The following is a 26,094-nucleotide window of genomic DNA, read 5'->3' as shown; positions in this document are numbered from 1 at the left end:
GCCGTTCGTGTTACGAACGGCTTTTTTTCGGTTCTTCTGCTTTTTTGTCTTGTTCTTCGGATTCGAAACCAGCTACGAGTTCGACATTCTTGGGAGTCAGCAGATACGTATAGGGAGCAATGCGATTGATCTTGCCCTCCATATAGTAGGTCATACCGCCCAGATAGTCCAGCCAGCGGCGGGCCAGCGTCGGATCGGTATGTTTCAGGCTCAAAATAACCACCTGATTTTTCAAGAAATGATCGGCTGCCTCGCGAACCGACTGCAATTTTTCCGGGCGAAGCAATGCAATTGTATCCACGATGGCATCCGGTACAGCGGTAGGCTGCGCCGCGGGTTGCTGCGGCTGAGCCGGGGTCTGATAATAAGAATAATCAGGGGCCGTAGAAGCTGTACTTGCTGTCGCATAAATATCATTACGGGTGCGAGAAACGGGTGCCTCCTCGTACTCGTCATAATCGTCACCAGAAAAGCTGCGCAATACATCACGCAGACCATCAACAAAACCCATCAGATGAAGCTCCTTTCCGATTCACCGCTCAGATCGGATGGCAAATCGTTTCTTAATATATAGTATACCATCATCTTGCAAAATTGCAAAGGGAAAATCCCGAATTTGCAGGAAAAAGGGACGGCGTTTTTACCGTCCCTTAAAAAGATTAGTTCTTTTTCTTATTTTTTGTCGAAAACGTGTGTGACATCCAGCGTTGCGAAATAATCAGCCGGTGTCTCAGCGCGGCGGATCAGCTCGGTCGAACCATCTTCCTTGAGCAGGACTTCGGCCGAACGCAGCTTGCCGTTGTAGTTGTAACCCATGGCAAAACCGTGCGCACCGGTATCATGGATGACCAGATAGTCGCCGATCTCGATTTCAGGAAGCATACGGTCTACGGCAAACTTGTCGTTGTTTTCGCACAGGCCACCCGTTACATCATACAGATGGTCGCAGGGAGCATCTTCCTTGCCGAGCACCGTGATGTGATGGTATGCGCCGTACATGGCCGGACGCATCAGGTTGGCAGCACAAGCATCGCAGCCGATGTATTCCTTGTGGGTGTGCTTCTGATGGATGCAGCGGGTGACAAGGCAGCCATACGGCCCCAGGATGAAGCGGCCCATTTCGGTGTAGATGGCAACATCGCCCATACCAGCCGGAACCAGGATCTCTTCAAACGCCTTGCGTACGCCTTCGCCAATGGCCATAATGTCGTTGGGCTCCTGATCGGGACGATAGGGGATGCCGACACCGCCCGACAGGTTGATAAAGGCGATATGTGCGCCGGTTTCCTTTTGCAGTTCCACAGCCGTCTGGAACAGGATACGAGCCAGCGCCGGATAATATTCATTGGCGACCGTGTTGGAAGCCAGGAAAGCATGGATGCCGAAATTCTTGACGCCCTTGGACTTGAGTTTGAGGAAAGCTTCGGTCATCTGCGCGCGGGTCATGCCATACTTGGCCTGCTGCGGAGTGTCCATGATTTCGTTGTCCAGCACAAAGTCACCGCCGGGATTGAAGCGGCACGACATGGTTTCCTGGAACGGTGCAACCTTTTCATAAAAGTCGATGTGGGTGATGTCGTCAAAGTTTACGATAGCGCCCAGCTTGGCAGCCAGGGCAAAGTCTTCCGCCGGGGTCACGTTGGACGAGAACATGATGTTGTGTCCATTGAGCCCTACGGCATCGCTCATCAGAAGCTCGGTATAGCTCGAGCAGTCCGCGCCAAAGCCTTCTTCCTTGAGGATCTGCAAAATGCGCGGATTGGGCGTAGCCTTTACAGCGAAATACTCCTTATAACCAGGGTTCCAGGAGAACGCAGCCTTTACGCGGCGGGCATTTTCACGGATCGCCTTTTCGTCATAGAGATGAAAGGGGGTGGGGTAGCTCTTCACCATTTCCTCGATTTGAGGGAGGGTAACAAACGGTTTTTTCTGCATTCGTTCATACTTCCTTTGCTTAGGGTTTACATGAGGTTGCGCCGACCGAGCAGACGCTCAAAACGTTTTTGCAAATCATATTCCTGCCGCGCGGTTTCTGCCTCGTCGATGGAAAGGATGCGGTCATCTTCATACCAGACGACCATTCCTTCCCCGACCATGGCAGGTGCATTGGCACGATTGATTTTGATGTACTTGCCGTCATCACATTCCAGAATGATGAATTCGCCTTCAAAACGGTCAACAATGGCTCTCTGTTTCATACGGCATTCTCCTCTGCATTCGTGTCCGTATTATGAAAATAGGATTGGAACCTTTCGGGAAGATGCCCAGGGAAAGGCAACATCCAGAATGGCGAGGAAAGGCGATCGGTCCCGCCTTCCCATATATGCTTGACGCTGTGCAAAGACAGCGCGGCATGCGTTGTCACTGTGGCGGCAAATGGTGGGATTACTCCTCGCAGGAGCGGTATTCTTCAAATTCCTTGACGATTTCCGCAGACGGAGCCGGCGTCAGCAGGCTGACCACGATGATCGCCAACAGGCCAATGAAGAAACCGGGGACAATTTCATAAACGTCGAAAATGCCGCCTTGCAGCTGTGCCCAGACGATCGAAGTCAGACCGCCGACCACAATACCGGCATATGCGCCATATTTGTTGGTGCGCTTCCAGAACAGGGAGCACAGGACGAGAGGGCCAAAGGCCGAACCAAAGCCAGCCCAGGCATACGAAACCAGACCCAGAACGGTGCTGTTCTGATCGGTTGCAATGAGGACTGCAATGATGGATACCGCCATAACGCAGATGCGGCTGACCCACATCAGCTCCATCGGAGAAGCGTTGGGACGGATCTTGTTGTGATAGAAATCCTCGGTGATCGCCGAAGCGGTAACGAGGAGCTGGCTGTCCGCCGTGGACATGATCGCTGCCAGGATGGCAGACAGGAAGATACCGCCAATGAATACCGGGAAGATGCGGGATACCATGGTGATATAAATGGTTTCCTGCTGGCCGCCTTCCATCAGAATATCGCCGAGGAACATACGGCCTGCCACACCGATGAGAACGGCAGCGGTCAGAGAAATAAGCACCCAAACGGTTGCGATGCGGCGCGACTTTTTGATGGCCGCCGGCGATTCGATGCCCATGAAACGAACCAGGATATGCGGCTGGCCAAAGTAACCAAAGCCCCAGGCTACCAGCGAGAAGATGCCCATAAAGGTATACGGCTGGTTGTTGGCGCCATCGACGAACATGCTCAGGAAGTTGGGGTTAAACGCTTCGACATTGGAAATAAAGGTCGAGAAGCCACCCATTTCCTGAATGGCGATGGTCGGGACTGCAATGACACAGAAGAACATCAGCAGGCCCTGGAAAAAGTCGGTCCAGCAAACGGCGAAGAAGCCGCCGGCAAACGTATACGAAATGACGACCACCGCGCCGATGACCAGTGCTACATAATAGTTCAGGCCAAAAACCGAGGCAAACAGCTTGGCGCAGCTGACAAAGCCGGATGCCGTATAGAACAGGAAGAACACAAGGATAAAGATCGCAGCCAGCACCGAGATCATACCCGACTGGTCGCGGAAGCGGTTCTTAAAGAACTGCGGCAGGGTGATGGCGTCTCCAGCCACCTTGGTATACTGGCGCAGCGGCTTGGCGACAAAACGCCAGTTCAAATAGGTACCGACCGCCAGGCCAATGGCGATCCAGCCGGCCGAGATACCGGAAAGATAGGCAGCACCCGGCAGGCCCATCAGCAGCCAGCCCGACATATCGGATGCTTGCGCGGACATGGATATGACCCAGGACCCCAGCTTACGTCCGCCCAGGAAATATTCTGTCGTAGTACGATTCTTGCCATAGAAGTACATGCCGATAAAGATCATGAAGATCAAATAGCAGCCAAAGGCAAGAATGACAGGCAGTTTTTCATACATTGTTTTTACAGTCCCCCTTGATATATTTACATATGTATTCAAGCTTATTATAGCGAAAATGTCGGATGAATGCAATAACAAAGCCGCAAGTTTTCCACTTGCGGCTTTCGTTTGCTTTGCTGTGCTAAATTAGGGCAGAAATCGGTTTGTTTCGGCAGGTTTCCAGCAAAACCATGCACGGGAAAACCGACATTACGGCTGTTTCCGTTCCAAATCCAGCGCGCGGGATAATTTGCTGCGCGCCTCGGGTTTGAGCGAAAAACGATGGGCGATCAATTGACAAGCTTCTTCAAAGGCGGCATCGTCCCCAGATTTTTGTTCGCATTCGATCTCGCTGACCGTGATTTCATGACCCGCGCAGCCCAGCGTGCCAAAATCAAAGCTGAGTTCGGCTGTAAACATTGGGTCGCTCCAAATCGCGCGCCGACGAAGGAACTTGGTTTGACAGACCGCGTCCAGCGCCGTATTGCGCAGGGCAGAACACAGGTCGGTGGGTGCACCTTGCGCCGTCAGGGCTTGCAGCCCTTCGGATAAAGTAGCGGCCGGGCATTCGTATTCCTCGTGCACATGCAGACCATCGTTCGAAGCGTCGCGGAGTTTCAGGCAGCACATCCGGGTGTCGCCTTCGTAGCGCATGCGCAGAGCGATCTTGCGTGCCCGCAGCAAGCGGTCGCTCGTATCATAATAATCGGCCCGCATTTCCAGCGGAGCGATTTCGGAGAGATTGAGATAGCGCAGGATACTCTCAAAATCCTTTGCATTGGCTTTCCATTTGAATTCTCGTTCCATTATCTCACCTGTCCATTTCCGTAAATGATGTATTTTTGGCTGGTCAACGCCTCCAGCCCCATGGGGCCGCGGGCGTGAAGCTTCTGAGTGGAAATGCCGATCTCGGCGCCAAAGCCGAATTCAAAACCATCGGTGAACCGGGTGGAGGCATTGACATAGACCGCAGCGGCGTCGACTTCTTCCAGGAACCGCTGGGATGCCGTATAGCTCTCGGTGACGATGCATTCCGAGTGACCGGTATTATAGGTATTGATGTGTGCGATGGCCTCGTCCAGGCTGTCGACCACCTTGACTGAAATCTCATAGGCCAGGTATTCGCGGCCATAATCCTCCTCGGTCGCCGGGATGACACTGCTGCCCAGGATTTCCTGGGTGCGCGGACAGCCGTGCAGCCGCACATGATCGGGCGCCAGTGCCTGGGCTGCCATGGGAAGGAATTTTTCGGCGACATCTTTGTGTACCAGCAGGCTTTCGGCGGCATTGCACACCGAAATGCGCTGACACTTGGCATTTTGCAGAATGCGCGCCGCCATGTCCAGGTCAGCCGAAGCATCGACATACACGTGGCAGTTGCCGGTGCCGGTTTCGATGACCGGGACGGTCGCGTTCTGTACAACCGCCTGGATGAGTCCGGCGCCGCCGCGGGGGATGAGGACATCCAGATAGCCGTTCAGGCGCATCATCTGATTGGCCGTGTCGCGGCTGGTATCCTCGACCAGATTGATGGCATCGACCGGCAGACCTTCGGCGGCCAGTGCGCCGCGCATGATCTCGGTCAGGCACATGGAAGAATGGAAGGCTTCCTTGCCGCCGCGCAGGATGCAGGCCGAACCAGCTTTGAAGCACAGCGCCGCCGCATCGACCGTAACATTGGGGCGGGCTTCATAAATAATGCCGATGACGCCCATGGGCACACGCTTCAGGCCAATTTTTAAACCGTTGGGGCGGGTCTTCTGCCAGAGCACTTCGCCCACCGGGTCGGACAGGGCAGCGACCTGCCGGCAGCCTTCGGCAATGCCGGCAATGCGGGCTTCGCTGAGCATCAGCCGGTCGATCAGGCCTTCGTTCAGACCGTTTTGACGCCCGTTTTCAATATCCACCACATTGGCGGCCAGAATCTTTTCGGTATTTGCCTCCAAAGCCGAAGCAATGGCAAGCAGACCGCGGTTTTTATCGTGGGTGCCAAGGCGTGCAACCTCATATTTGGCTGTGCGGGCCGCCTCGGCAATGGTCATTAAATCTCTCATCCGTTCCACCTCGTTTGTAAATTGCAAGAGAAAATGGTTGTTATTCTGCCGATTTCCGGCGACGTGGGCGTTTGAACAGGGTGCCCACCGGCTTGCCGTCGACAATATCATAGAGGATTTCGGCCTGGTCGCCCTTGGTGATGAGCATGGAAATGCCGGCATCCATACAAAGTTCGGCCGCGGTCAGCTTGGTCGCCATACCGCCGGTGCCGCCCGCCGTGCCCGGGCCGCCCGCAATGGCGCGCAGGGCAGAGTCGATCTTTTCCACCCGGCCAATCAGCTTGGCGTCGGGATTTTCGCGCGGGTTGGAGTCGTACAGGCCTTCGATGTCGGTAAAGATGACCAGCAGATCGGCGCCGCATACACGCGCGACGACCGCCGACAGGGTATCGTTATCGCCGAAGGTTTCGATGTGCTCAAGCTCGGCCGTGGCCACCGTGTCGTTTTCGTTGACGATGGGCACCACGTCGGTGTCGAGCAGGATGTCAAAGGTCGAATGAATGTTGGCGCGCTGCTCTTCGTCGGTGATGTTTTCGCGGGTGAGCAGCACCTGCGCGACCTTGACGCCATATTCCAGGAACATTTTATCGTAAATGTGCATCAGCTCACACTGGCCGACCGCGGCGGCGGCCTGTTTCATGCGGATGTCCCGCGGTCGCTCGCGCCAGCCGATTTTGGCCGCGCCCACGCCGACCGCACCCGAGGACACCAGAACCATCTGGTACCCGCGGTTTTGTAGGTCGGAAATGACGCGCACCAGCTTTTCAATGCAGCCGATGTTCAGTTTGCCGTTGGGGTAGGTAAGGCTGGATGTGCCGACTTTGACAACGATGCGGCGCATCTCTTGAGTTTGTGACATGGTGAATCGCTCCGCTTTCTTCTCCTGATTTCAGGACGGTTTCATATTCAAATAGTACCATAGGAAAAAGCAGGTTACAATATGCAAATCATGCTTTTGGCGCAAATTTGACAGCGCAGAGAAAAGTTGGAGGACCGGCACAAAAGACCCGGCTGCAAAAAATCTGCGACCCGCTCGATAAAATAAAGAAATTGTCTTAAAATTTGGAGAGAGATATGGTATAATGTAATCTGTTATCGAATCGCCATTTTTAGAAAACGAGTTTCCGAGGAGGATTTTTAACATATGCCAAATCGAATTTCGGTCACGATTGCCGGACAAAATTATACGGTTCTGGCGGAAGAAAGTGAAGAATATACGCGCCAAGTCGCCGAGCGGGCGGACACCAAGATCGCGGAGGCCAAACAGGTCACCGAAGCATCTTCGCTGAACGCTGCGGTTTTGGCAGCACTGAATTTAGCCGATGAAGCGACCAAGGCCGAGCGGGAGATCAAACGTGCCCGTGGGGAGATGGTCGAACGCACCGAACAGGCCGAAGCCATGCGGGAGGAGATCCTGCGGCTGGAGCAGGAAAACAGCAAGTTAAAAGACGAGTTGGCCGCTTTGCGCGGCGCGCGGAAGGAGAGCGAAAATGCCTGAATTTCTGGCGCCGGCCGGTTCGATGGAAGGGGTACGCGCCGCGGTACAGAGCGGGGCGGACGCCGTCTATCTGGGGTTCGGCACCTTTAACGCCCGCCGGGGCGCGAAGAATTTCAGCCGCCAGGAGATGGCGGATGCTATCCGCTATTGCCGGGAACGGGGCGTCAAAACCAACGTTACCTTTAATATTCTGGCGCTCGACCGCGAGCGGGAGGACGCCATGCGGGACATCCGCTTCCTAAACGACGCGGGTGCGGATGCGCTGATCGTGCAGGATTTGGGGGTCGCCCGGCTTATCCGGGAATGCGCGCCCGATTTGCCGCTGCACGCTTCGACCCAGATGACCATTCACACCTTAGATGGGGCGCAGATGGCCAAAGAGCTCGGGTTTTCCCGTGTCGTCCTGTCGCGGGAGTGTACGCTGGAACAAATTAAAATGATCACAGCCCAGGCGGGCATCGAAACCGAAGTGTTCGTGCACGGCGCGCTGTGCATGTGCTATTCCGGGCAGTGTTATCTGTCGGCTGTGATCGGCCAGCGTTCGGGCAATCGCGGTCTGTGTGCCCAGCCCTGCCGTCTGCCGTATACCTATGACGGACAGAAACGGGAAACCTATGCGTTGTCGCTCAAAGACCTGTGTTTGGCCGGTTGGCTGCAACCGCTGGTCGAAGCCGGAGTGGCTTCGTTTAAAATCGAAGGACGGATGAAACGGCCAGAATATGCAGCCATTGTCACCGAAATTTATGCTCGGCTGCTGCGCGAGAAGCGTCGCCCGACCCGGGAAGAAGCCGACATCTTGCGGCGTGTCTTTTCGCGCGACGGTTTTACCGACGGCTATCTGACCGGCAAGACCGGGGACGCGATGTTCGGCACCAAGACCGACATCCCGCTGCACGAGGTCAAGCCGCTTTACGACCAGGCCGCGCAGCGCTTTGCCGAAGGGCGAGAGGCGCCGCGGGTCCCGGTGACTTGGTCTTTCAAGGCCGATGAAACCGGCTTGCTGCTCAACGTCTGGGACGGGGAGACCGACGGCGTGACCGTTTTGGACACCCAACCGGTCGAAGCGGCACGCAACCGGCCAGCCACCGAAGAAAGCGTGCGCAAATCGCTCGAAAAGACCGGGGGCACCCCGTTTTTTGCAAAGGAGACCCACATCCAGCTGGCGGATGGCCTGATGCTTCCGGCCGCGCGTTTGAACGCACTGCGCCGGGAAGCGCTGGAAAAGCTGCTTCATCAGCGCGGCCAAGCGCCAAAGCGCCGATGGCAGGAACCTATGCCGAGGATGTACCACGAAAAAAAGCCGTTTTCCGGCTTTTTGGCAACGGTCACGACCTGGGAACAGGCGCGTGCTTTGCAGGAAAGCGGACTGGAAACCATCTATGCACCGCTCGAATGTGCGGCGCAGCATCCGGGCTTGCAGCCCATTTTGCCCCGGGTGTTCCGGGATGACGAGCAGGAAAAAATCGAGGAACTGCTGCAAATCTGCCGGGAAAACGGCGCGACACGCGCCTTGGCCGGCAATTTGGGGCACATCCCGTTGCTGCGGCGCATGGGACTGGCCATCGACGGCGACTTTGGGCTCAATGCCTACAACAGTGTAGCCCTGCAAACGCTGGCCGATTTGGGGGTGCAGCGGCAGACACTGTCCTTTGAAGCGCGGCTCGCGCAGCTGCGCGATTTGGATAAGCCGCTGGATACCATGCTGATCGTCTACGGGTACTTGCCACTGATGGTGTTTGAAAACTGCGCCATCCGCCGCAAGACCGGACAATGCAGCTGCAAAAAGGGCATCACGCACCTGACCGACCGGCAGGGCAAGCGCTTCGCGCTGTTACCGGCGTTTGGCTGCCGCAATGAGCTGCTCAACAGTCAGCCGCTTTCGCTGTCGGATAAGACAGGGGAGTACCGTACGGTGGGGGTATCGTACGGGATGCTTCGGTTTACGACCGAAACACCGGCCCGCTGTGCGGCGGTCTATCAGGCGTTTCAGGAAGGTGCGTCCATCACAGCTTCCGAAGGTGTGACGCGCGGACTTTATTACCGTGGGGTAGAATAAAAAAAGAAAGGATTCCAAGGCATGAAAGTGTTGATTCTGGTCATAGGCGCCGTGCTCGGCAGCCTGATCGGCCGGTTGTCCAAAGGCATCCGCTTTTTGGACTGGCTCAGTTTCGGCGACAGTTTTGGACTCAAAGCGGCGACACTCGACCTCGGATTGTTCGATATTACGTTAGGATTTCATTTAGAAATTACGATTGCAGCCATTTTAGGACTGATTTTGGCAATTTTCTGTTGCCGGAAGCTGCGATAATAGTAAGGAGCAAAGCATATGCAACCATTGATTCTGGCCTCGGCATCTCCCAGGCGGCAAGAACTGCTGGGGCGGATCGCAGAAGATTTTACCGTTTGTCCGGCGGACACCGACGAAACGCTGCCGGACGGGCTGCCCATCGCGCAGCAGATCGAAACCCTGGCGCTGCGCAAAGCGCAGGCCGTGTTTGACACCCATCCGGACAGCACGGTCATTGGCGCGGATACCATGGTCGTGGTCGATGGCGTACCGTTTGGTAAGCCGGTCGATGCAGCCGATGCAGCGCGCATGCTGGAAATTTTGTCCGGCCGGGCCCATGAAGTCATCACCGGTGTGGCGGTGTTGTCGCCGCAAGGACGCCGAGTGGCTCACCGGGTGACCAAAGTGTATTTCCGGGCGCTGACAGCCGAGGAGATCGCCTGGTATATTGCGACCGGGGAACCGCTGGATAAGGCGGGTGCCTACGGCATTCAGGGCAAGGGTTCGCGGTTTATTCCTGGCATCGAAGGGGACTACTTTAATGTGGTCGGCCTGTCGGTCGAACTGCTGGATACGATGTTGACCGAAGTTGGTTTTTTGGATAAAGAGGTGCTGAATAAAAATTGAAAAATTTGTTTTCTTTTCGCGTTGTTGCGGCCTTTATCGTGATCATTTTGATCTGTCTGGGCCTGATGGTCTATTCCGGTGCCACGGGACGCAGCAATCCGGTATCCGATGGCATCGGTGTAGTGATGGCGCCGCTGCAAAAGGGTGTCACCAAAGTGGCCAATGTCATTTCGCAGGGCAGGGCCTATTTTGAAGGGTACGATGCACTGGAAGAGGAAAATGCAGAGCTGAAGAAAAAGGTCAGCGAGCTGGAGCAGAAAGAACGCGATGCAGACATCGCGCTTGAGGAAAATGACCGTCTGCGTTCGCTGCTCGGCATTCAGGAGCGTAACCGCTCTTTCAAGTTGCAGACCGCCGAAGTCATTGCACGCAGCCCGGGCGAGTGGGCTACGACCATTTCTCTGGACAAGGGTTCCAACCAGGGCATTGCTGTAAATGACCTGGTCATCACCGAGGAAGGCAACATGGTCGGGTATGTGTCCAATGTGGCGCCGACGTACTGTGATGTCACGACGGTCATTGACACCAACATGCAGGCGGGTGCTCTGGTCACCCGTACACGCGAAGCGGCCATTGCCGAAGGTGACTATACGCTCATGAGCGAAGGCAATCTGCGGCTGTCCTATTTGGAGCCCGATTCCGATGTGGTCATTGGCGACACCGTAGAGACTTCCGGCCGTGGCGGCGTATTCCCCAAGGGCATCATGATCGGCACCATCGAGCGGGTGGTCCCGGAAGACAACGGTATTTCCAATTATGCGGTCATCAAGCCGTTCGTGAATGTCGAAAAGATCACCAACGTTGCGATCATCACAGACTTTGAGGTGAACGAATAAATGATACAGAACGACCGACCGCCGATTTTAAAAGTCGTGCTCTATCTCTTGTTTCTCATCCTGGTGTATGTGATCGAAACCGCGAATATGCCGTTTTCGGTGTTTGGGTTCCACATCGACCTGCTGCCGTGTATTCCGGCGGCAGTGGCGCTGATGGAAGGCCCTGTGATTGGCGGTGTGTTCGGTTTGCTCACCGGCATGCTGTATGATGTGGGCTTTATCGGTGTCGATGGGCTGTTTCCGCTGTATTATATGCTCTTTGGCATCGCAGCTGGCGCGCTGAGCATGCGCTTTTTGCGGCGCATGTTCCCATCCATGCTGCTGCTCAACACCTGCGGCATGCTGATCATCGGCCTGTTTCGATACGGTTTTTCGGTGCTCCTGTTTGAAGGCGCGCCGTTTCCCCTCGCATTTCAATCGATGTGCGGTGAAATCCTGGTGAGCGTGGCGCTGTCGCCGGTTGTATATCTGCCGGTGCGGACCATTGCCCGCAAATTTGACCGCATGCTTTGACATCCTTCAGAAAGGAGATCTTCTATGGACAATAAGGCAAAACTGCTGCGCCGTTTGATTGCGCTGTTTGTCATCATGGTGCTGCTGGCCGGTGTTTCCGGCGCTGGACTGTTTTCGCTCCAGGTCATCAATGGTGCCGCTTATCATGAGCAGGCCCAGAACCGGCTGACCAGTTCGTCGACCGTATCGGCTTCCCGCGGTGAGATCGTGGACCGGTATGGCCGTCCGCTGGTAACCAATGAATCGGTCTATTCGCTGCGCATTGACTATCCCTATTGGGATCAGGAAAAGCAGAATAACACCATTTTGCAGCTGGTGCAGCTCATCCGGGATGCCGGCAGCCATGAAGTGGATTCCCTGCCGATTTCCGATCAGGCGCCGTTTGAATACATTGGCGAAGCGGACAGCGACGAACGCGAACTGCTCGATGAGTTTATCAAAGACCGGGAGTGGGGAAGTGATCTGACCGCAGAGGAAGTCATCGCCAAAATGCGTGACTACTATGAAGTCGATTCGTCCCTGTCGGACGGAAATGCGCGCATTGTCGTCGGTGTACGGTATGAGATGCAGCAGAGCGGCTTTTCCATGTACAATTCGTTCATCATTGCATCGGACGTATCGCTCGACCTGATTTCCCAGGTCAAGGAGCAGCACAGCACCTTTATGGGTGTGAACGTCGAAACGCAGGCAGTCCGTAAATATGAAACCACCCATGCCGCACATATCCTCGGCCGTGTTAGCAAGATCTATAAAGAGGACTGGGAAGGCGAGGACGGTTATAAAGCCAAGGGCTACAACATGAACGCCATGGTTGGCCGCGAAGGCCTGGAAAAATCGTTCGAGGAATATCTGCATGGCACAGACGGTACCCGTTCGATCGAAACCGATATTTCGGGTAAGATCACCAATGTGATCGAAGGCGAGGCGCCGCAGCCGGGCAATAACGTCATTACGACTTTGGACCTCGATCTGCAAAAGGCGGCCGAGGATTCGCTGGCCAATACGTTGTCGGCCATACCGGGCGCCGGTGGCGGCGCAGCGGTGGCAATGGACGTGAATACCGGTGAAGTGCTGGCCATGGCCAGCTATCCGACCATTGATCTGACCCAGTGGAATGAAATGTATTCGATCTGGGCAGAGGATGAGGAAAACACGCCGCTGCTCAACCGTGCCATTCAGGGCGCGTATCAGCCGGGTTCGACCTATAAGCCGCTGACGGCGATTGCAGGTCTGGAAGAAGGCGTCATTGATGAAAATACCCTCATCGATTGTAAGCATTATTATGATCGCTTCCAGTCGCGTACGTATAAGTGTATGGGCAATCACGGACCATCGGATGTATTGCGTGCGATTCAGAAATCGTGTAACGTATTCTTCTATGAAACCGGCTATCTGCTGGGCGGCGAAAAAGAAGAAGAATGGGCGCACAAATTTGGCTTTGGCGAAAAGACCGGTATCGAACTGGCGGGTGAACGCGCTGGTACGGCATCGGGTCCCAAAAACCGCGAAAACATGCTGGAAAACAATCCGCTTCTGAACCCTTGGCAGCCGGGTGACGTCATCACCACAGCGATCGGTCAGTGTGACCTTGCGGTAACGCCGCTCCAGCTTGCCAACTATACGGCAGCGATCGCCAACGGCGGCACGCTGTACAAGCCGACCCTGCTCAAGAGCGTGAAGACTTACGACTACACCCAAACCGTTAAGGAGCAGGAGCCCGAAGTGCTCAAGACCATCGAAGTATCGGACAAGACCTGGGATATCGTACATGAAGGCATGGCCGAAGTTACCGACGACGAAGGTACCGCAGCGGCAACCTTTGCAACGTATCCGATCAAGGTTGCTGGTAAGTCGGGTACCGCGCAGCACGGCCAAAAGGACAAGGAGGACCACGCAGTATTTATCGCTTACGCTCCGTATGACGATCCGCAGATCGCGGTTGCCGTCGTTGGCGAATATGCCGGACATGGTGCAGATGTTGCGCCGATTGCACGTGACATTTTTGATGCATACTTTGCAAATAATGGAACGGTCAACAGCGTGGACTATGAGAATACTTTGCTGAAATAACAATCATTCTCATCAAAAGATGCAAGAGGCATTTTCATTGTGGAATGCACACAAAAATTTTTGAAAAATGCACTCAAATTTTGAAGAAAACCTTGTATCTGCGAGGTAAATGCATTATACTAAAAATAAGCTGAATCATGGAGGCAGTATGTTTAAGGTAATCTTAGTCGCGTCCGGCAAGGGCGGGACCGGAAAAACGTCGCTGACGGCAAATGTTGCATTGGCGATGGCCGAACGCGGACATCGCGTTCTGGTCATTGATGCAGACAGCGGGCTGCGGAACTTGGACATCGTATTGGGCCTTAGTGATTCGATCGTATTTAGCTTTGCAGATGTCGCGCAGGGGATGACGCCGCTCGAACGGGCGGCTGTCCCTCATTCTATCTTCCCGGGGTTGTCATTGCTGACAGCGCCCGGGAAATTGCCGCCGCTGACCCGAGAACAACTCGAGCACCTCATGCGGCAGGCAGAACAGCTTGGATTTGAATATGTGCTGATCGACGGTCCGGCAGGCCTGGCACCTGAGATCCGGATGTTCGCCAGTGTGGCGACACAGGGTCTTGTGGTGACCATGCCCGACCAGGCGAGTGTACGTGGCGCCGAGCGTGTGGCGCGTTTGTTGGAAAGCGAAAATATCATCCGCATACGTATGGTGGTCAATCGTGTCCGCCCCGCTTTGATCAAACATGGCGTGCTGGGGAACATTGACGATACGATGGATTTAGTAGGGCTGCCCCTGTTGGGGATCGTCCCGGAAGATGAAGACGTGATTGCGTGCGGCAGTCGTGGCAAATGCCTGTTGCAGACAAAACGAGGTGGGGCTGCAACCGCATTTCGCAACATTGCCCAGCGGCTCGATGGAATACGTCTTCCCATCATGCGTCTATAACATGAATTGCGATTCGAAAGGGGACGTACAACATGAATATCGCGCTTATTGCACACGACCGTAAAAAAGAACTGATGGTACAGTTCTGCATGGCGTATTGCGGGATTCTCGCAAAGCATAGTCTGTGTGCAACCGGCACAACGGGCAAGTTTGTAGCCGAAGCGACTGGACTGAAAATAGAAAAATATCTGGCCGGCATGCAGGGCGGCGAAGAACAGATCTCTGCGCGCGTGGCCTACAACGAGATCGACTTGGTGTTGTTCTTCCGTGACCCCATGTCCAACAGCGAATATGAGCCGGATATACACGCGCTGGCACGTCTGTGTGATATGCACAATATCCCGATTGCGACCAACTCGGCAACCGCAGAAATGCTGATTCTTGGGTTGGATCGTGGCGATCTGGATTGGCGTAATATCGTCAATCCCAAATCACACTAAGAAAATAGGAGCTGCGGCCCTGTGCCGCAGCTTTTCTATGCCCAAACGACTGCATGCGCTGCTTGTTTTTTGATGGCGGGTATGGTATGATATTGTAGTTACAGTATGTGCTGACATGCGTAGTTTGACAAACTACGGAACATTTTCACAATAAAGGGGCAACCAAGAATGGAAAAGATCAAACCCCGGACGCTGTCCGGCTTTATGGAACTGCTGCCGCAAAAGCAGGAGCAGATGGAGCGTGTGATGCAGACGCTGCGGGAAACGTATGCGCTGTATGGTTTTTATCCGCTGGATACGCCGGTGCTCGAAGCATCCGAAGTGCTGCTGGCCAAAGGCGGCGGTGAAACCGAAAAGCAGATCTACCGCTTCCAGAAGGGCGACACCGATCTGGCAATGCGGTTTGACCTGACCGTCCCGCTGGCCAAGTATGTGGCGCTCAATTACGGACAGCTCACGTTCCCGTTCCGCCGCTACCAGATCGGCAAGGTATACCGCGGCGAACGCGCGCAGCGCGGCCGCTTCCGCGAGTTCTATCAGGCGGACATCGACATCATCGGCGACGGCAAACTGGACATCATCAACGAGGCCGAGATCCCGTCGATCATTTACAAGACCTTCTCCAAGCTGGGGCTGAAGCGCTTCAAGATCCGAATCAACAACCGCAAGGTGCTCAATGGCTTCTTTGCCTCCCTGGGTCTGACCGAACGCGCAGGCGATGTAATGCGTACCATCGATAAGCTGGAAAAGATCGGCGCCGACAAGGTGCGCGAGATTCTGGTAGAGGATTGCGGCGCATCGGCTGCGCAGGCAGACGAAATTCTCAAGTTCATCACCATCGAGGGCGGCACCGCCGGCATCCTGGCAGCGCTGGAAGGCTACAAGGGCAAGAACGAAACGCTCGATTTGGGCATCGAGGAGCTGACCACGGTTGCCACCTATATGGAAGCCTTCGGCGTTCCGGCCGACCACTTCGAGATCGACCTGACTATCGCGCGTGGCCTGGACTACTATACCGGTACGGTATATGAGACCACCATGCTCGACCATCCGGAGATTGGTTCGATCTGCTCGGGCGGCCGGTATGACAATTTGGCCGAGTACTACACCGATAAGCAGCTGCCGGGCGTTGGCATTTCGATTGGCCTAACCCGTCTGTTCTTTGTCCTGGAGGACAAGGACTATTTGAACGAAAACCCGCCCGCGTCGCCGGCGGACGTGATGATCCTGCCCATGACCGACGATGTTGGACCGGCCATTGAACTGGCGACCCGCCTGCGTGATAACGGGGTACGCGTGCAGCTGCATTGTGAAAAGAAGAAGTTCAAGGCCAAGATCACCTATGCGGACAAGCTGCATGTTCCGTATGTCATCTTCATGGGCGAAGATGAGGTCAAGAACGGCGTGGTTGCCCTCAAGGAACTGGCGACCGGCGAACAGACGAGCACCGGCTTTGACGAAGCACTGGCACGCATCCGGGCAGGCCTGACCGAGCGCGCTAAGGGCACGGTCATTGTCGATCGGGCATAAGCATCCACGTGAAACGAGGAGGACGCCATGAAAAACTTAGTTTTGGGTTGTACCGGCGTGCTGGCCAGTCTTCATGTGTTGGAATGGGGCTGGTATCTGCGCTATTTTGGAGACACCGAAAATGGGAGGGTTTTGGGAATGGCACTGCTTTTAGCAGCAATCGCATTGCTGTTATGCAGCCTGAACTTTGGTATCCTTTCTGGCTTGCGTGTATTACGAGAAAATAATACAGATGAGGACTGATAGAATTATGAATAACACATCCATTGCGGGAATGAAGCGCACCCATATGTGCGGCGAACTGCGCCTGAAACATGCCGGGCAGGAAGTGACGGTTAACGGTTGGGTAGACCGCGTACGCGATAATGGCGGCGTCCTGTTCCTGCTCGTGCGTGACCGTGCAGGTATTGTACAGTGCACGTTTGACAAGAGCGTCAACAAGGACCTGTTTGACATTGCCTTTACCTGCCGTACCGAGTTCGTTGTCGCCATCCGCGGCAAGCTGGTGGCACGTGATGCAGCGGCGGTCAACAAGAAGATGCCGACTGGCGAAGTGGAAATCATCGCCGAGGACATCCGCATCCTGACTCGTGCAGAGACCACGCCGTTCGAAATCGACGACAGCAAGGAAGTCGGCGATCCGGTGCGCCTGAAGTATCGCTATCTGGACCTGCGCCGTCCGTCGATGCAGCGCAACATGATGCTGCGCCATCGTGTGACCCAGGTTGCCCGCAACTACTTCGATGAGCAGGGCTTTATCGAGATCGAAACCCCGATGCTGACCAAGTCCACGCCCGAGGGTGCCCGCGACTACCTGGTGCCGTCCCGTGTGCATCCGGGCAAGTTCTACGCGCTGCCGCAGTCGCCGCAGCAGTATAAGCAGCTTCTTATGCTGGCTGGTATGGACCGCTATATCCAGATTACCCGTTGCTTCCGCGATGAGGACCTGCGTGCCGACCGTCAGCCCGAGTTTACCCAGATCGACTTGGAAATGAGCTTTGTTGAGCAGGACGATGTCATTGCGGTCAACGAAGGCTTCCTCCAGCGCGTCTTCAAGGAAGTGCTGGACGTGGACATCCAGCTCCCGCTGCCGCGCATGACCTGGCAGGATGCCATGGACAAGTACGGCTCGGACAAGCCGGACACCCGGTTTGGTTTTGAAATCAAGGACATCTCCGACATTGCGGCAAATTGCTCGTTCAAGGTATTCCATGACACGGTTGCAAACGGCGGTACGGTACGCCTGATCAACGTCAATGGTTATGCGGATAAGTTCCCGCGCAAGGAGATCGATAAGCTGGGCGAGTTTGTCAAGACCTATCGTGCCAAGGGTCTGGCCTGGATGAAGCTGGCGGCAGATGGTTCGATGACTTCGTCGTTTGCCAAGTTCCTGTCCGAAGAGGAGATCGCGGCCATCAAGGAACGCGCTGGCGCCAAGGAGAACGATGTTCTGTTTGTGGTTGCAGACGCAGACTGGGAAACCGCAGCGGTTGCACTGGGCGCCCTGCGCTGCGAGCTGGCTAAGCGCCTGGGTCTGGCCAATAAGGATGACTTCAAGCTGCTGTGGGTCACCGAATTCCCGCAGTTTGAGTACAGCGAGGAAGAAGACCGTCTGGTTGCCAAGCATCACCCGTTCACGGCTCCCATGGACGAGGATATTCCGCTGCTGGAAACCAACCCCAAGGCTGTCCGCGCCAAGGCATATGACATCATCCTCAATGGTTGCGAGCTTGGCGGTGGTTCCATCCGTATCCATGACCCCGAACTTCAGACCAAGATGTTTGAAGCCCTCGGCTTTACCGACGAAAAGGCAAACGAACAGTTTGGTCATCTGATTACGGCGTTCAAGTATGGTGCGCCCCCGCATGGCGGCTTGGCATACGGTCTGGACCGTCTGTGCATGCTGCTGGCTGGCCTGGATTCCATCCGCGATATGATCGCCTTCCCCAAGGTACAGAACGCATCGGACCTGATGATGCAGTGCCCGGATGTGGTCGATGACAAGCAGCTCGATGAGCTATCCATCGCAGTGACCCGTACGGAAGAAACCGAAGAATAAAAAAGATACCCTCCCGAGCCGATTTTGGGAGGGTATCTTTCTGTAACATATTTGTAATACAATTATTCATGTGCAGTTCATCAATTCTTCATAGAGCTTTGCTATACTGAATGCAAGAGAGGTGAGAATTGATGTATCAAAAGACGATGACAGTCAAAGATGCGGGGATGGATTGGTATTTGCAGGCTGTTTATGAAGCCTTGCAGGAAAATGGATATGCACCGCTCGATCAAATCGTGGGTTATCTTTTGAGCGGGGACCCAACGTACATCACCAGTCATAACCACGCGCGCAGCTTGGCGGCAAGAATCGACCGGGAAACCTTGATTCGGCGCGCGCTGGAAAAATATATCGACGAACTTTAAAGAAACCCAAACGGCCTCCGATCCGAACGGAGGCCGTTTTTTAACGTGTGAAAATGTTGAATATTCGTAAAAATATTTCTACTAAAAATTGAAGGTGAAAGAACATTTCTAATGAAAGAAAACTTGTGAAAAAAGCAGAATATTGGAAATTTTAACCTTGATTTTTACAAAAAAAGACGATAAAATGATAAAAACAGAGTGATACCGCTAAAGCGTGAAAGCACTATGGAGGATGCTGGAAATGGCAACTTTAAAGGATCTTGCGGAATATACTGGATATTCGATCGCAACGATATCACGCATTCTCAATCATGATCCTTCGATGAGTGCAAGCGAGGAAACCCGGAAAAAGGTGTTGGAAGCAGCCAATACGCTCAACTATGCGGCGACCAAAAGCCGAAAAGGGCGTAGTTTGAAAACTGCTTTGAACATCGGCGTGGCGATATCTTGCCCCTATCCCCAACGGCGGGAAGCCTATGAAAAACAGTGGTTGTCCAGCTTGGAGCAAATCTGTAAGGAAATGAAGGTCGCGTGGTTTCCGATGCGCTTCGAGACAAGGGACTCAGGCTCAGCCAAGGAAGAGGAACTGGATGGAATTTTAGCAATCGGTACCTTCCAAAATGCACAAATGAATTGGCTGTTTCACCGATGTGAACATGTTGTATTTATCGGTACATCGCCCGATGAAGCACGTTACGATTCGGTCGCCGTCAATCCGGTGGCGGGTATGGCGCAGGCCATGGAATATTTGACCTCCTATGGCCATCAGCACATTGGACTCATTGGCCCCAGTCTGTCGATGTACCATCATGGCCAGTGCATGTCGTATGAGGTCATCGAGGGGAATTACCTGGATGCCATGCGGATGCACGGACTCGGAAAGTACGGTTGGGTGTTAAGGGCGCAAGTTGACCCCGCAGAAACCAAGCGTCTTTTGCAGGAGTATCTGCGATCCGGTCAACCCTTACCGACCGCATTGCTGGCAGCGACCCGGGAAAATGCCGAAGGTGCTTTGCAGGCACTGACAGAACATCAGATCGCCGTTCCTCGGGACATGTCGATCGTGGTATTTTCCGATTTGGTGCAGGCCGCCGAGGAAGGGGAAATGACCAGCATCGAACCGCAGATGGATTCCATGTGCCGGGCTGCCATTCGTCTGCTCAGCGAATGTATGCCGGGACAGGCGCTTCAAATCGTTCGAAATGTTCCTAAAAAGTCACTGATTCCACCGGTCTTGGTGCGAAGGAACAGCGTGGGAGAGCCCCGCGAACCACAGAAAAAATAGCAAATAAAATGCAAGAGAAGGCACACGGCTCCAAAGGAGCTGTGTGCCTTTTTGGATGAAACTGGTTGATACGGAAAATCACTTGTGCTATACTATGCTGGAAATACAGCAAGATAGGAGTCGGAATGCAATGACCGAAAAAGAAAAGCGCGACCAGGGACTTTTGTATGACGCCAATTACGATCCGGAAATCGTGCAAGCGCGCATCGCGTGCCAGGATCAATGCCATCGATACAACATGCTTTTGCCGTCGCAGACCCAGGAGCGACAGGAACTTTTGCGCGGCTTGCTGGGCAAGACAGGGGAACGGTTTTGGATTGAGCAGCCCTTCTGGTGCGACTGTGGAGATCAAATCGAACTGGGCGAAGATTTTTATGCCAACCACAATTTGCAGATCATTGATGCCGCAAAAGTCACCTTTGGGGACCATGTATTCATTGCGCCCAATTGCGGGTTTTACACAGCGGGACATCCTTTGAATCCGCGGCAGCGAAATCAGGGACTGGAATACGCCAAACCGATCACAGTGGGGAAGAATGTCTGGATTGGAGCCCATGTGGTCGTGCTGCCGGGTGTGACCATCGGCGATAACACGGTCATTGGAGCGGGCAGCGTGGTCTGCAAGGACATTCCGTCCGGGGTTGTAGCGGTTGGCAATCCCTGCAAAGTGGTGCGTGTCTTGACCGAAGAAGAACTGGCCTAAAAAAATATTTTGGGAAATTCCGAAAAAGCAGGGAACCTTTTATTCCTACCTCTCGTCAAAAGAGCAAATACCGAAACACAATTCGGTTCCATCAAGGAGGTATGAGATATGAAAAAGCTATTTGCAGCAGTATTGAGTGCATCGATGATATGCGGTGTCAGCATTCCGGCCGTTGCGGTCGATACCGTAGATACTGCACAGAGTGGCGAAACGGCGATGCAGGCAGCAGACCGTGAGCTGGCCTATGGTACGATCGTTTCCATCAAGACCGAAAACGATACACCATCTCAGATCTTGATTCGCAGCCAGGCAGAAGGCGAAATTTTGCTTCAGATCGATACTTCTACCATTTTGCTCGATAGCGGCTCCGGCATTCCCGGCAACTGGACCGATCTGAAGGAAGGCGACTCGATCTATGCGTTCCATTCTCCGGCCATGACATCATCCATCCCGCCGCAGACAACCGCAGAGGCGATTGTGTATAATGTGCCGCAGGATGCAGGCTGTGCGATGCTGTATAATGTCGGCGAGATCGAAACGACGGACGATGGAATCCGATTTTTAACGAGCGACGGCTCGATGTACATCAGCGCCAATCAGGACACCACTCTTTCGTCGCTGTACACCAAGGAACAGGTTACTTTGCAGGATATTCAGAAGGGCGACCGTGTATTTGCCTGGTACAGTACGGTATTGGAGAGCTATCCGGGCCAGACCTATGCCAGCAAGCTGGTCCTGATCCGGGAAGAGAGTGATACCGAAAAGCCTTCGCAGTACAGCATCGTGTTGGACCACGACATGGCCTTGGGGGATGAAAAGGCAGTTCGCAAAAATGATGTTGTGATGGTACCCATGCGCACCGTGGCAGAGACGCTGGGCTGCACGGTTACATGGGACGAGGAAACCCAGTCGGCAACCATGACGAATGATACGCGCACGATGACAGTTACCATCGGCAGCGACAGCTATGTTTCGGCGGCTGCACCGGAGACCGGTATGATCGGCATGACATCCCCGACCTCTCTGGGCTGCGCCCCCTATGTCGATGACGCATACCGGACCTGGATTCCGGCCGAAGCGTTTACTGTTCTGGGCGGCTACGAAGTGAACATTGACGATGCTACGGCAACCGTTGACATCTACACCGCTTAAACACACAAAAACCCGTCCAAAAATGGACGGGTTTTTTGCTTAGAAACAGCGGGAACAAGCGGTGTATCCTTGCGACTTGGCCTTTTCCAGCGAAATGGCAATTTGCGATTGCCGTAAGTATTGACAGCCGGCGCGATGGTATTTGGAACCAGTGTTCGTGATGTAGACGGTCTGGGAAGTGCTTTGCCCACTGGAGGGCTGCGCAGCCGAGGCAGAAGAAGTGGTTTGCCGCGCTTCTACTTGGGCATAAGCGGCATCTAAGTTTTTCTGCGCCGCGTCCACACGCGCCCAAAGATCATCGATCTGGGTTTGGCGATTGGCAAGCTCGGTGGCCTGCTCGGCATTTTTGGCGGTCAAGTCATCGATTTGCGTTTGCCGGTTGTCCAGCTCGGTCGCTTGTGTCGCATTTTCCGCGGTTAGGGTATCGATTTCCGATTGCAGCTGCGCGTTTTGCGCTTCCAGTTCGTCAATCTGTTCTTGATAAGCGGTGACAGTGTCCGCAGAGACCGAAGGGGTATCTGGGGCGCTGGCCTGAAAGAACAGAATGGCAAACAGCACCGTGGTACAAGCCAGGATGATGGGAAGAAGCCAACGTTTTTTCTCAGGCGACATCAGAGGCACCTCCATTTATGGAAAGAATTTACCTCTTATGTATAACATAAACTTACAAGAAACGCAGTCGAATGCTGTCGAAACCATACACTTTTTGCAAGGTATAGAAAAGAGCGTCTGCACGATCTTTTGGTCGGGCAGACGCTCTTCTTTTTTATTTGCAGCAGAAAGACTCGCAGTCTGTGCACTTGCACTGCGTCGGGTTGGTTTCATGGGTACCAACCGTGATGGTATCCAGCGCGCAGTAGTCGCTGGTGGTGCAATGGTTTGCGCATTGGGTCACCGTACAGCGGATCGCCTTGTTTGCTTGACACTTATCCATTTGAAATGCCTCCTTTTGTTTGGTGTGCTTTTATCATATCCCGATTGCTTCGGCATTATTCACAAGAAAAATCATATATTTTTTTCGTATGTGGAGAAAAATAAAGAGAAAATCGCTTGACTTTTTGCGTGCGATCGAATATACTAGAGACAAATAAGAATTATTCTTATCTAAGAATTTCAGACATGACGAATGGAGGCAATGTTTATGGCACAGTTAAAGGGCAGCAAGACCGAAGCAAATTTGATGACTGCATTCGCTGGCGAATCGCAGGCACATACCAAATATCAGTATTACGCATCCAAGGCTAAGAAGGACGGCTATGTTCAGATGGCCGCGATTTTTGAAGAAACGGCTCACAATGAGAAGGAGCACGCAAAGATTTGGTTCAAGCTTCTGCACGATGACGGCATTCCGTCGACGATGGACAACCTGAAGGATGCCGCTGCCGGTGAGAACTACGAATGGACTGACATGTACGCGACCTTTGCCAAGGAAGCACGCGAAGAGGGATTTGACCACATCGCGTTCCTGTTCGAGAGCGTGGGCAAGATCGAGAAGGAGCATGAGGAGCGTTACCGCAAGCTGCTGGCAAATATCGAAGGCGGCCTGGTATTCTCCCGCGATGGCGATATGATGTGGCATTGCTCCAACTGCGGTCACATCCACATTGGCCAGAAGGCGCCGGAAGTTTGCCCGGTTTGCGCACATCCGCAGGCATATTTCCAGCTCCGCGCACAAAACTATTAAGAAAAAAAGCACCCCGCCGCTTGGCGGGGCTTTTTTTATGCCTTGTGATCGAGTGTGCTGCCTTGTATGGGCAGCGACAAAAATAACAGAAACATCTGGTTTTCTTCGGTGTAATAGAGCGAGCCATGGTGCAGGGAAAGGATCTCCTGTGCACTTTTCAAACCGATCCGGTTGCTTTCCATTTTCTCTCGGTGGGAACGAATGGCATTCGAAAAAGAGATTTTCAGCTGCGCCTGTTCCACAGAACATACAATCGATACCGGGGTTTGTTTGTCGCCATACTTGAGGATATTAGAGAACAAATTCACAAACACCCGCTTGAGCATGGTTTCGTCGGCTAAGACCGTACCAGCAATCGGTGGGAGGTCACTATGCACGGTAAACCCGGCCAGTTCGATAAAATCACAGTGCTCCGACAGATCTTTTTCGATGTCTGCAATCGAAAACGGTGCAAAGTGCGGCTCAATGTGATCGGAAAATACCAGGGCATATTCGAACATTTTATCGGTCATTGCTTTGAGGTCCTGGGTTTTGCGCAAACAGCGGTCCAGATATTCTGCGTGCTGAACGGGATTGCCGTGTCCCAGCTTTAAAATCTCCAGATAACCGGTCAGGATGGTGAGCGGCGTGCGCAGATCGTGGGACATGGCAGCAATCAAATCCTGATTGGCCTTGCGGCTTTGGGTCTCCATCTGAATATTTTCATCTAGGGCAAGCCGTAACTGGTCCAGCTCCTGCGATAAAATGCCGATTTCATCCCCGCCGCAGTCGGGAACCGGCTGGGTCAAATCGCCGGATGCCATGGTCAAAATGCTTTCCTTGAGACGGGAAATTTGCTGGATTTTCCGGTGGATGAACCACAAAACTGGAAACAAAAACGTCAGGATGCCCAGCAGTAGGCAGACGCCCAAATAAGGATACACGGTCTTGACTCGATGATAGGAGTAAATGATAGCCTCCACTGTGCAATTTTGAAATTCTAAAATTTCCGAGTAATACATTTCGGCGCGGCCGTTGGTCACCGAATAACCAATATCAAACAGGCCGCGCGTGGAGATATCTTGAAGGATGCGAGGCATAGCCCCGCATAAAAACAGGCCGTCCTCCATCGAATAGAGATTGACGGCAGTATAGTCGTCCCGCAGCTCAAAAAAAGCATCCAGTTTGGGGTCGGATTCTCCTTCCTCCGGGATGGTGATGTCTTTGGCATGTTCACGCAGCGTTTGCGCAAAAGCTTCTTCATCCCAGGAAATCGACGGAAACCGTTGACAAAACCGCCAAAAGCGGTATTCCTGACCCCAAAGGGTACAGAACACAAACGTAGCGCACAATCCGGCCAGCGCCAATACCGCCAGAAGCTGCTTGCGCAGGCTCCAATGCTTAACCCAGTTTTTCACAGCAGTAACCCTTTCCCCATACGGTTTTGAGGATGACGGGATGTTTGGGGTCCTCCTCGATTTTTTTGCGCAGATTGCGGATATGCACCATGACCGTATTGTTGGCCCCGGCATAAAACGGTTCGCCCCAGACCTGCTCATAAACAGCCGCCGGAGAAAAGATCTGCCCCGGATGACGCAGCAAGAGGAGGAGAAGCGCGTATTCGGTATCGGTCAGAGCCACCGGCTGGCCATGCACCAGAACGGTATGGTCAGCAGGGTCGACCGAAACATGCCGCACCTGAAGCAGGGGAGAGGCCGGTTTTTTCCCGCGATAGACTTGATACCGGCGGAGCAATGCCTTGACCCGACCAATCAGCTCATTGGAAGAAAAGGGTTTGGACAGATAATCGTCGCCGCCGTTGAGAAAGCCTTGCAGCTTATCGTTCTCCTGCGATTTGGCGCTTAAAAACAAGATAGGAGCATTGCTGGATGCCCGGATGCGCTGACAAGTTTGATAACCGTCCGGTCCGGGCATCATAACATCCAGGATGATCAAATCAAAATCCTGGGTCTGGACCCATTGCAGCGCCGACATTCCATCGGATGCCTGCTGGACGGAAAACCCCTCGGCAGAAAGAAGGATCTGTAAAATTTCACGGATTTCCGGGTTGTCATCCACCACTAAGATTTGGCTTGTTTGCATACGAGCACTCCTTTCGGAACCGTCTTTATTATACAAGATTTTTCAGCCTCTTTGGAAAATCTTAAGAATTCTTTTGTTTTTGAGCCGTAGAATTTTCAAGATATCTGTGGTATACTTCCATATGGTTCAAACAAATGGACAACCGAAAGAAAGGGGAGATGC

Annotated in this window: 28 protein-coding genes; 17 read left to right on the top strand and 11 right to left on the bottom strand. The window is 53.7% G+C overall.

Translation table 11 applies throughout. The features are described 5' to 3' along the window. Positions 1 to 10: 10 nt before the first annotated feature. From sepF to proB, 7 genes are all read right to left on the bottom strand, one after another. Complete coding sequence (gene sepF / locus EFB11_RS08990) at positions 11 to 511, bottom strand: cell division protein SepF (RefSeq protein WP_122789912.1); 501 nt, start codon at positions 509 to 511, stop codon at positions 11 to 13. 161 nt (positions 512 to 672) lie between these two features. Beyond that, positions 673 to 1,935: a diaminopimelate decarboxylase gene (locus tag EFB11_RS08985; RefSeq protein WP_122789911.1), complete on the bottom strand. Its 1,263-nt coding sequence runs from the start codon at positions 1,933 to 1,935 to the stop codon at positions 673 to 675. Between the two features lie 26 nt (positions 1,936 to 1,961). After that, entirely contained in the window at positions 1,962 to 2,198 is a 237-nt protein-coding gene (locus EFB11_RS08980; protein WP_122789910.1) for a DUF3006 domain-containing protein, read from the bottom strand. 187 nt (positions 2,199 to 2,385) lie between these two features. Further along, the gene (gene putP / locus EFB11_RS08975; protein ID WP_122789909.1) at positions 2,386 to 3,876 is read right to left on the bottom strand and encodes a sodium/proline symporter PutP; all 1,491 of its coding nucleotides are present in this window, start codon (positions 3,874 to 3,876) and stop codon (positions 2,386 to 2,388) included. A gap of 192 nt (positions 3,877 to 4,068) precedes the next feature. Continuing rightward, positions 4,069 to 4,665 (bottom strand): CYTH domain-containing protein, encoded by a 597-nt coding sequence (locus EFB11_RS08970; RefSeq protein WP_122789908.1) that lies wholly within the window; start codon positions 4,663 to 4,665, stop codon positions 4,069 to 4,071. After that, positions 4,665 to 5,912 carry a glutamate-5-semialdehyde dehydrogenase gene (locus tag EFB11_RS08965; protein WP_122789907.1) on the bottom strand — a complete coding sequence of 416 codons (1,248 nt, stop codon included), beginning with the start codon at positions 5,910 to 5,912 and terminating at the stop codon, positions 4,665 to 4,667. The genes EFB11_RS08970 and EFB11_RS08965 overlap by 1 nt, the downstream gene beginning before the upstream one ends. 40 nt (positions 5,913 to 5,952) lie before the next feature. Next, the gene (gene proB / locus EFB11_RS08960; RefSeq protein ID WP_122789906.1) at positions 5,953 to 6,771 is read right to left on the bottom strand and encodes a glutamate 5-kinase; all 819 of its coding nucleotides are present in this window, start codon (positions 6,769 to 6,771) and stop codon (positions 5,953 to 5,955) included. A 285-nt stretch (positions 6,772 to 7,056) separates the two neighbouring features. Here proB and zapA point away from each other — a divergent pair, with 285 nt between their 5' ends. The 16 genes from zapA to EFB11_RS08880 all read left to right on the top strand — a co-directional run bounded on the left by zapA (position 7,057) and on the right by EFB11_RS08880 (position 22,166). After that, a complete protein-coding gene (gene zapA, locus EFB11_RS08955) occupies positions 7,057 to 7,410 on the top strand; it encodes a cell division protein ZapA (RefSeq protein ID WP_122789905.1) in 354 nt (117 codons plus the stop codon). Continuing rightward, entirely contained in the window at positions 7,403 to 9,466 is a 2,064-nt protein-coding gene (locus EFB11_RS08950) for a U32 family peptidase (RefSeq protein ID WP_122789904.1), read from the top strand. The genes zapA and EFB11_RS08950 overlap by 8 nt, the downstream gene beginning before the upstream one ends. Positions 9,467 to 9,487: 21 nt before the next feature. Continuing rightward, positions 9,488 to 9,718, top strand: coding sequence for a DUF4321 domain-containing protein (locus EFB11_RS08945; protein WP_122789903.1), 231 nt, complete (start codon positions 9,488 to 9,490; stop codon positions 9,716 to 9,718). Between the two features lie 18 nt (positions 9,719 to 9,736). Beyond that, positions 9,737 to 10,324, top strand: a complete 588-nt coding sequence (locus tag EFB11_RS08940; protein ID WP_122789902.1) for a Maf family protein — start codon at positions 9,737 to 9,739, stop codon at positions 10,322 to 10,324. Next, a complete protein-coding gene (gene mreC, locus EFB11_RS08935) occupies positions 10,321 to 11,160 on the top strand; it encodes a rod shape-determining protein MreC (RefSeq protein ID WP_122789901.1) in 840 nt (279 codons plus the stop codon). Before EFB11_RS08940 ends, mreC begins: the two co-directional genes overlap by 4 nt. Then, the gene (locus tag EFB11_RS08930) at positions 11,161 to 11,673 is read left to right on the top strand and encodes a hypothetical protein (protein WP_122789900.1); all 513 of its coding nucleotides are present in this window, start codon (positions 11,161 to 11,163) and stop codon (positions 11,671 to 11,673) included. It begins immediately after the preceding gene. A 24-nt stretch (positions 11,674 to 11,697) separates the two neighbouring features. Further along, positions 11,698 to 13,743, top strand: a complete 2,046-nt coding sequence (gene mrdA / locus EFB11_RS08925) for a penicillin-binding protein 2 (protein WP_122789899.1) — start codon at positions 11,698 to 11,700, stop codon at positions 13,741 to 13,743. Positions 13,744 to 13,891: 148 nt separating this feature from the next. Continuing rightward, positions 13,892 to 14,632 carry a nucleotide-binding protein gene (locus EFB11_RS08920; protein WP_164706694.1) on the top strand — a complete coding sequence of 247 codons (741 nt, stop codon included), beginning with the start codon at positions 13,892 to 13,894 and terminating at the stop codon, positions 14,630 to 14,632. 32 nt (positions 14,633 to 14,664) lie between these two features. Then, the gene (locus tag EFB11_RS08915) at positions 14,665 to 15,072 is read left to right on the top strand and encodes a methylglyoxal synthase (protein ID WP_122789897.1); all 408 of its coding nucleotides are present in this window, start codon (positions 14,665 to 14,667) and stop codon (positions 15,070 to 15,072) included. 168 nt (positions 15,073 to 15,240) lie between these two features. Continuing rightward, positions 15,241 to 16,602 carry a histidine--tRNA ligase gene (gene hisS / locus EFB11_RS08910; RefSeq protein ID WP_122789896.1) on the top strand — a complete coding sequence of 454 codons (1,362 nt, stop codon included), beginning with the start codon at positions 15,241 to 15,243 and terminating at the stop codon, positions 16,600 to 16,602. Positions 16,603 to 16,629: 27 nt separating this feature from the next. Further along, complete coding sequence (locus EFB11_RS08905) at positions 16,630 to 16,845, top strand: hypothetical protein (RefSeq protein WP_122789895.1); 216 nt, start codon at positions 16,630 to 16,632, stop codon at positions 16,843 to 16,845. 7 nt (positions 16,846 to 16,852) lie between these two features. Further along, complete coding sequence (aspS, locus tag EFB11_RS08900; RefSeq protein ID WP_122789894.1) at positions 16,853 to 18,661, top strand: aspartate--tRNA ligase; 1,809 nt, start codon at positions 16,853 to 16,855, stop codon at positions 18,659 to 18,661. A gap of 131 nt (positions 18,662 to 18,792) precedes the next feature. Next, positions 18,793 to 19,026, top strand: a complete 234-nt coding sequence (locus EFB11_RS08895; RefSeq protein WP_122789893.1) for an IreB family regulatory phosphoprotein — start codon at positions 18,793 to 18,795, stop codon at positions 19,024 to 19,026. 241 nt (positions 19,027 to 19,267) lie between these two features. Beyond that, on the top strand, positions 19,268 to 20,311 hold the full coding sequence (locus tag EFB11_RS08890) for a LacI family DNA-binding transcriptional regulator (RefSeq protein WP_164706693.1): 1,044 nt from the start codon (positions 19,268 to 19,270) through the stop codon (positions 20,309 to 20,311). Between the two features lie 130 nt (positions 20,312 to 20,441). Then, positions 20,442 to 21,014: a sugar O-acetyltransferase gene (locus EFB11_RS08885; protein ID WP_122789891.1), complete on the top strand. Its 573-nt coding sequence runs from the start codon at positions 20,442 to 20,444 to the stop codon at positions 21,012 to 21,014. Between the two features lie 108 nt (positions 21,015 to 21,122). Next, positions 21,123 to 22,166 carry a copper amine oxidase N-terminal domain-containing protein gene (locus tag EFB11_RS08880; RefSeq protein ID WP_122789890.1) on the top strand — a complete coding sequence of 348 codons (1,044 nt, stop codon included), beginning with the start codon at positions 21,123 to 21,125 and terminating at the stop codon, positions 22,164 to 22,166. 39 nt (positions 22,167 to 22,205) lie between these two features. On the opposite strand, the gene EFB11_RS08875 is transcribed toward EFB11_RS08880, so the two are convergent. Both EFB11_RS08875 and EFB11_RS08870 read right to left on the bottom strand, forming a co-directional pair. After that, positions 22,206 to 22,778: a hypothetical protein gene (locus EFB11_RS08875; protein ID WP_122789889.1), complete on the bottom strand. Its 573-nt coding sequence runs from the start codon at positions 22,776 to 22,778 to the stop codon at positions 22,206 to 22,208. 154 nt (positions 22,779 to 22,932) lie between these two features. Next, the gene (locus tag EFB11_RS08870) at positions 22,933 to 23,100 is read right to left on the bottom strand and encodes a DUF1540 domain-containing protein (protein WP_122789888.1); all 168 of its coding nucleotides are present in this window, start codon (positions 23,098 to 23,100) and stop codon (positions 22,933 to 22,935) included. A 207-nt stretch (positions 23,101 to 23,307) separates the two neighbouring features. Between EFB11_RS08870 and rbr the strand changes: the two genes are divergently transcribed. Then, complete coding sequence (gene rbr / locus EFB11_RS08865; RefSeq protein ID WP_122789887.1) at positions 23,308 to 23,850, top strand: rubrerythrin; 543 nt, start codon at positions 23,308 to 23,310, stop codon at positions 23,848 to 23,850. A gap of 35 nt (positions 23,851 to 23,885) precedes the next feature. Here the strand turns inward: rbr and EFB11_RS08860 are convergent, their stop codons facing one another. Together EFB11_RS08860 and EFB11_RS08855 are read right to left on the bottom strand one after the other, a co-directional pair. Then, entirely contained in the window at positions 23,886 to 25,247 is a 1,362-nt protein-coding gene (locus EFB11_RS08860) for a HAMP domain-containing sensor histidine kinase (RefSeq protein ID WP_164706692.1), read from the bottom strand. Then, positions 25,231 to 25,932: a response regulator transcription factor gene (locus EFB11_RS08855; protein WP_122789885.1), complete on the bottom strand. Its 702-nt coding sequence runs from the start codon at positions 25,930 to 25,932 to the stop codon at positions 25,231 to 25,233. The genes EFB11_RS08860 and EFB11_RS08855 overlap by 17 nt, the downstream gene beginning before the upstream one ends. Positions 25,933 to 26,094: the final 162 nt, after the last annotated feature.

The organism is Intestinibacillus sp. Marseille-P6563, assembly GCF_900604335.1.
Lineage (GTDB): Bacteria > Bacillota > Clostridia > Oscillospirales > Butyricicoccaceae > Butyricicoccus_B.
This window is presented reverse-complemented; position numbering and strand designations above follow the sequence as displayed.

Bases quoted from the DNA above. Each gene is read 5' to 3' on its own strand.
- sepF (WP_122789912.1), bottom strand. From the start codon at position 511: ATGGGTTTTGTTGATGGTCTGCGTGATGTATTGCGCAGCTTTTCTGGT.
- EFB11_RS08985 (WP_122789911.1), bottom strand. From the start codon at position 1,935: ATGCAGAAAAAACCGTTTGTTACCCTCCCTCAAATCGAGGAAATGGTG.
- EFB11_RS08980 (WP_122789910.1), bottom strand. From the start codon at position 2,198: ATGAAACAGAGAGCCATTGTTGACCGTTTTGAAGGCGAATTCATCATT.
- putP (WP_122789909.1), bottom strand. From the start codon at position 3,876: ATGTATGAAAAACTGCCTGTCATTCTTGCCTTTGGCTGCTATTTGATC.
- EFB11_RS08970 (WP_122789908.1), bottom strand. From the start codon at position 4,665: ATGGAACGAGAATTCAAATGGAAAGCCAATGCAAAGGATTTTGAGAGT.
- EFB11_RS08965 (WP_122789907.1), bottom strand. From the start codon at position 5,912: ATGAGAGATTTAATGACCATTGCCGAGGCGGCCCGCACAGCCAAATAT.
- proB (WP_122789906.1), bottom strand. From the start codon at position 6,771: ATGTCACAAACTCAAGAGATGCGCCGCATCGTTGTCAAAGTCGGCACA.
- zapA (WP_122789905.1), top strand. From the start codon at position 7,057: ATGCCAAATCGAATTTCGGTCACGATTGCCGGACAAAATTATACGGTT.
- EFB11_RS08950 (WP_122789904.1), top strand. From the start codon at position 7,403: ATGCCTGAATTTCTGGCGCCGGCCGGTTCGATGGAAGGGGTACGCGCC.
- EFB11_RS08945 (WP_122789903.1), top strand. From the start codon at position 9,488: ATGAAAGTGTTGATTCTGGTCATAGGCGCCGTGCTCGGCAGCCTGATC.
- EFB11_RS08940 (WP_122789902.1), top strand. From the start codon at position 9,737: ATGCAACCATTGATTCTGGCCTCGGCATCTCCCAGGCGGCAAGAACTG.
- EFB11_RS08930 (WP_122789900.1), top strand. From the start codon at position 11,161: ATGATACAGAACGACCGACCGCCGATTTTAAAAGTCGTGCTCTATCTC.
- mrdA (WP_122789899.1), top strand. From the start codon at position 11,698: ATGGACAATAAGGCAAAACTGCTGCGCCGTTTGATTGCGCTGTTTGTC.
- EFB11_RS08920 (WP_164706694.1), top strand. From the start codon at position 13,892: ATGTTTAAGGTAATCTTAGTCGCGTCCGGCAAGGGCGGGACCGGAAAA.
- EFB11_RS08915 (WP_122789897.1), top strand. From the start codon at position 14,665: ATGAATATCGCGCTTATTGCACACGACCGTAAAAAAGAACTGATGGTA.
- hisS (WP_122789896.1), top strand. From the start codon at position 15,241: ATGGAAAAGATCAAACCCCGGACGCTGTCCGGCTTTATGGAACTGCTG.
- EFB11_RS08905 (WP_122789895.1), top strand. From the start codon at position 16,630: ATGAAAAACTTAGTTTTGGGTTGTACCGGCGTGCTGGCCAGTCTTCAT.
- aspS (WP_122789894.1), top strand. From the start codon at position 16,853: ATGAATAACACATCCATTGCGGGAATGAAGCGCACCCATATGTGCGGC.
- EFB11_RS08895 (WP_122789893.1), top strand. From the start codon at position 18,793: ATGTATCAAAAGACGATGACAGTCAAAGATGCGGGGATGGATTGGTAT.
- EFB11_RS08890 (WP_164706693.1), top strand. From the start codon at position 19,268: ATGGCAACTTTAAAGGATCTTGCGGAATATACTGGATATTCGATCGCA.
- EFB11_RS08885 (WP_122789891.1), top strand. From the start codon at position 20,442: ATGACCGAAAAAGAAAAGCGCGACCAGGGACTTTTGTATGACGCCAAT.
- EFB11_RS08880 (WP_122789890.1), top strand. From the start codon at position 21,123: ATGAAAAAGCTATTTGCAGCAGTATTGAGTGCATCGATGATATGCGGT.
- EFB11_RS08875 (WP_122789889.1), bottom strand. From the start codon at position 22,778: ATGTCGCCTGAGAAAAAACGTTGGCTTCTTCCCATCATCCTGGCTTGT.
- EFB11_RS08870 (WP_122789888.1), bottom strand. From the start codon at position 23,100: ATGGATAAGTGTCAAGCAAACAAGGCGATCCGCTGTACGGTGACCCAA.
- rbr (WP_122789887.1), top strand. From the start codon at position 23,308: ATGGCACAGTTAAAGGGCAGCAAGACCGAAGCAAATTTGATGACTGCA.
- EFB11_RS08855 (WP_122789885.1), bottom strand. From the start codon at position 25,932: ATGCAAACAAGCCAAATCTTAGTGGTGGATGACAACCCGGAAATCCGT.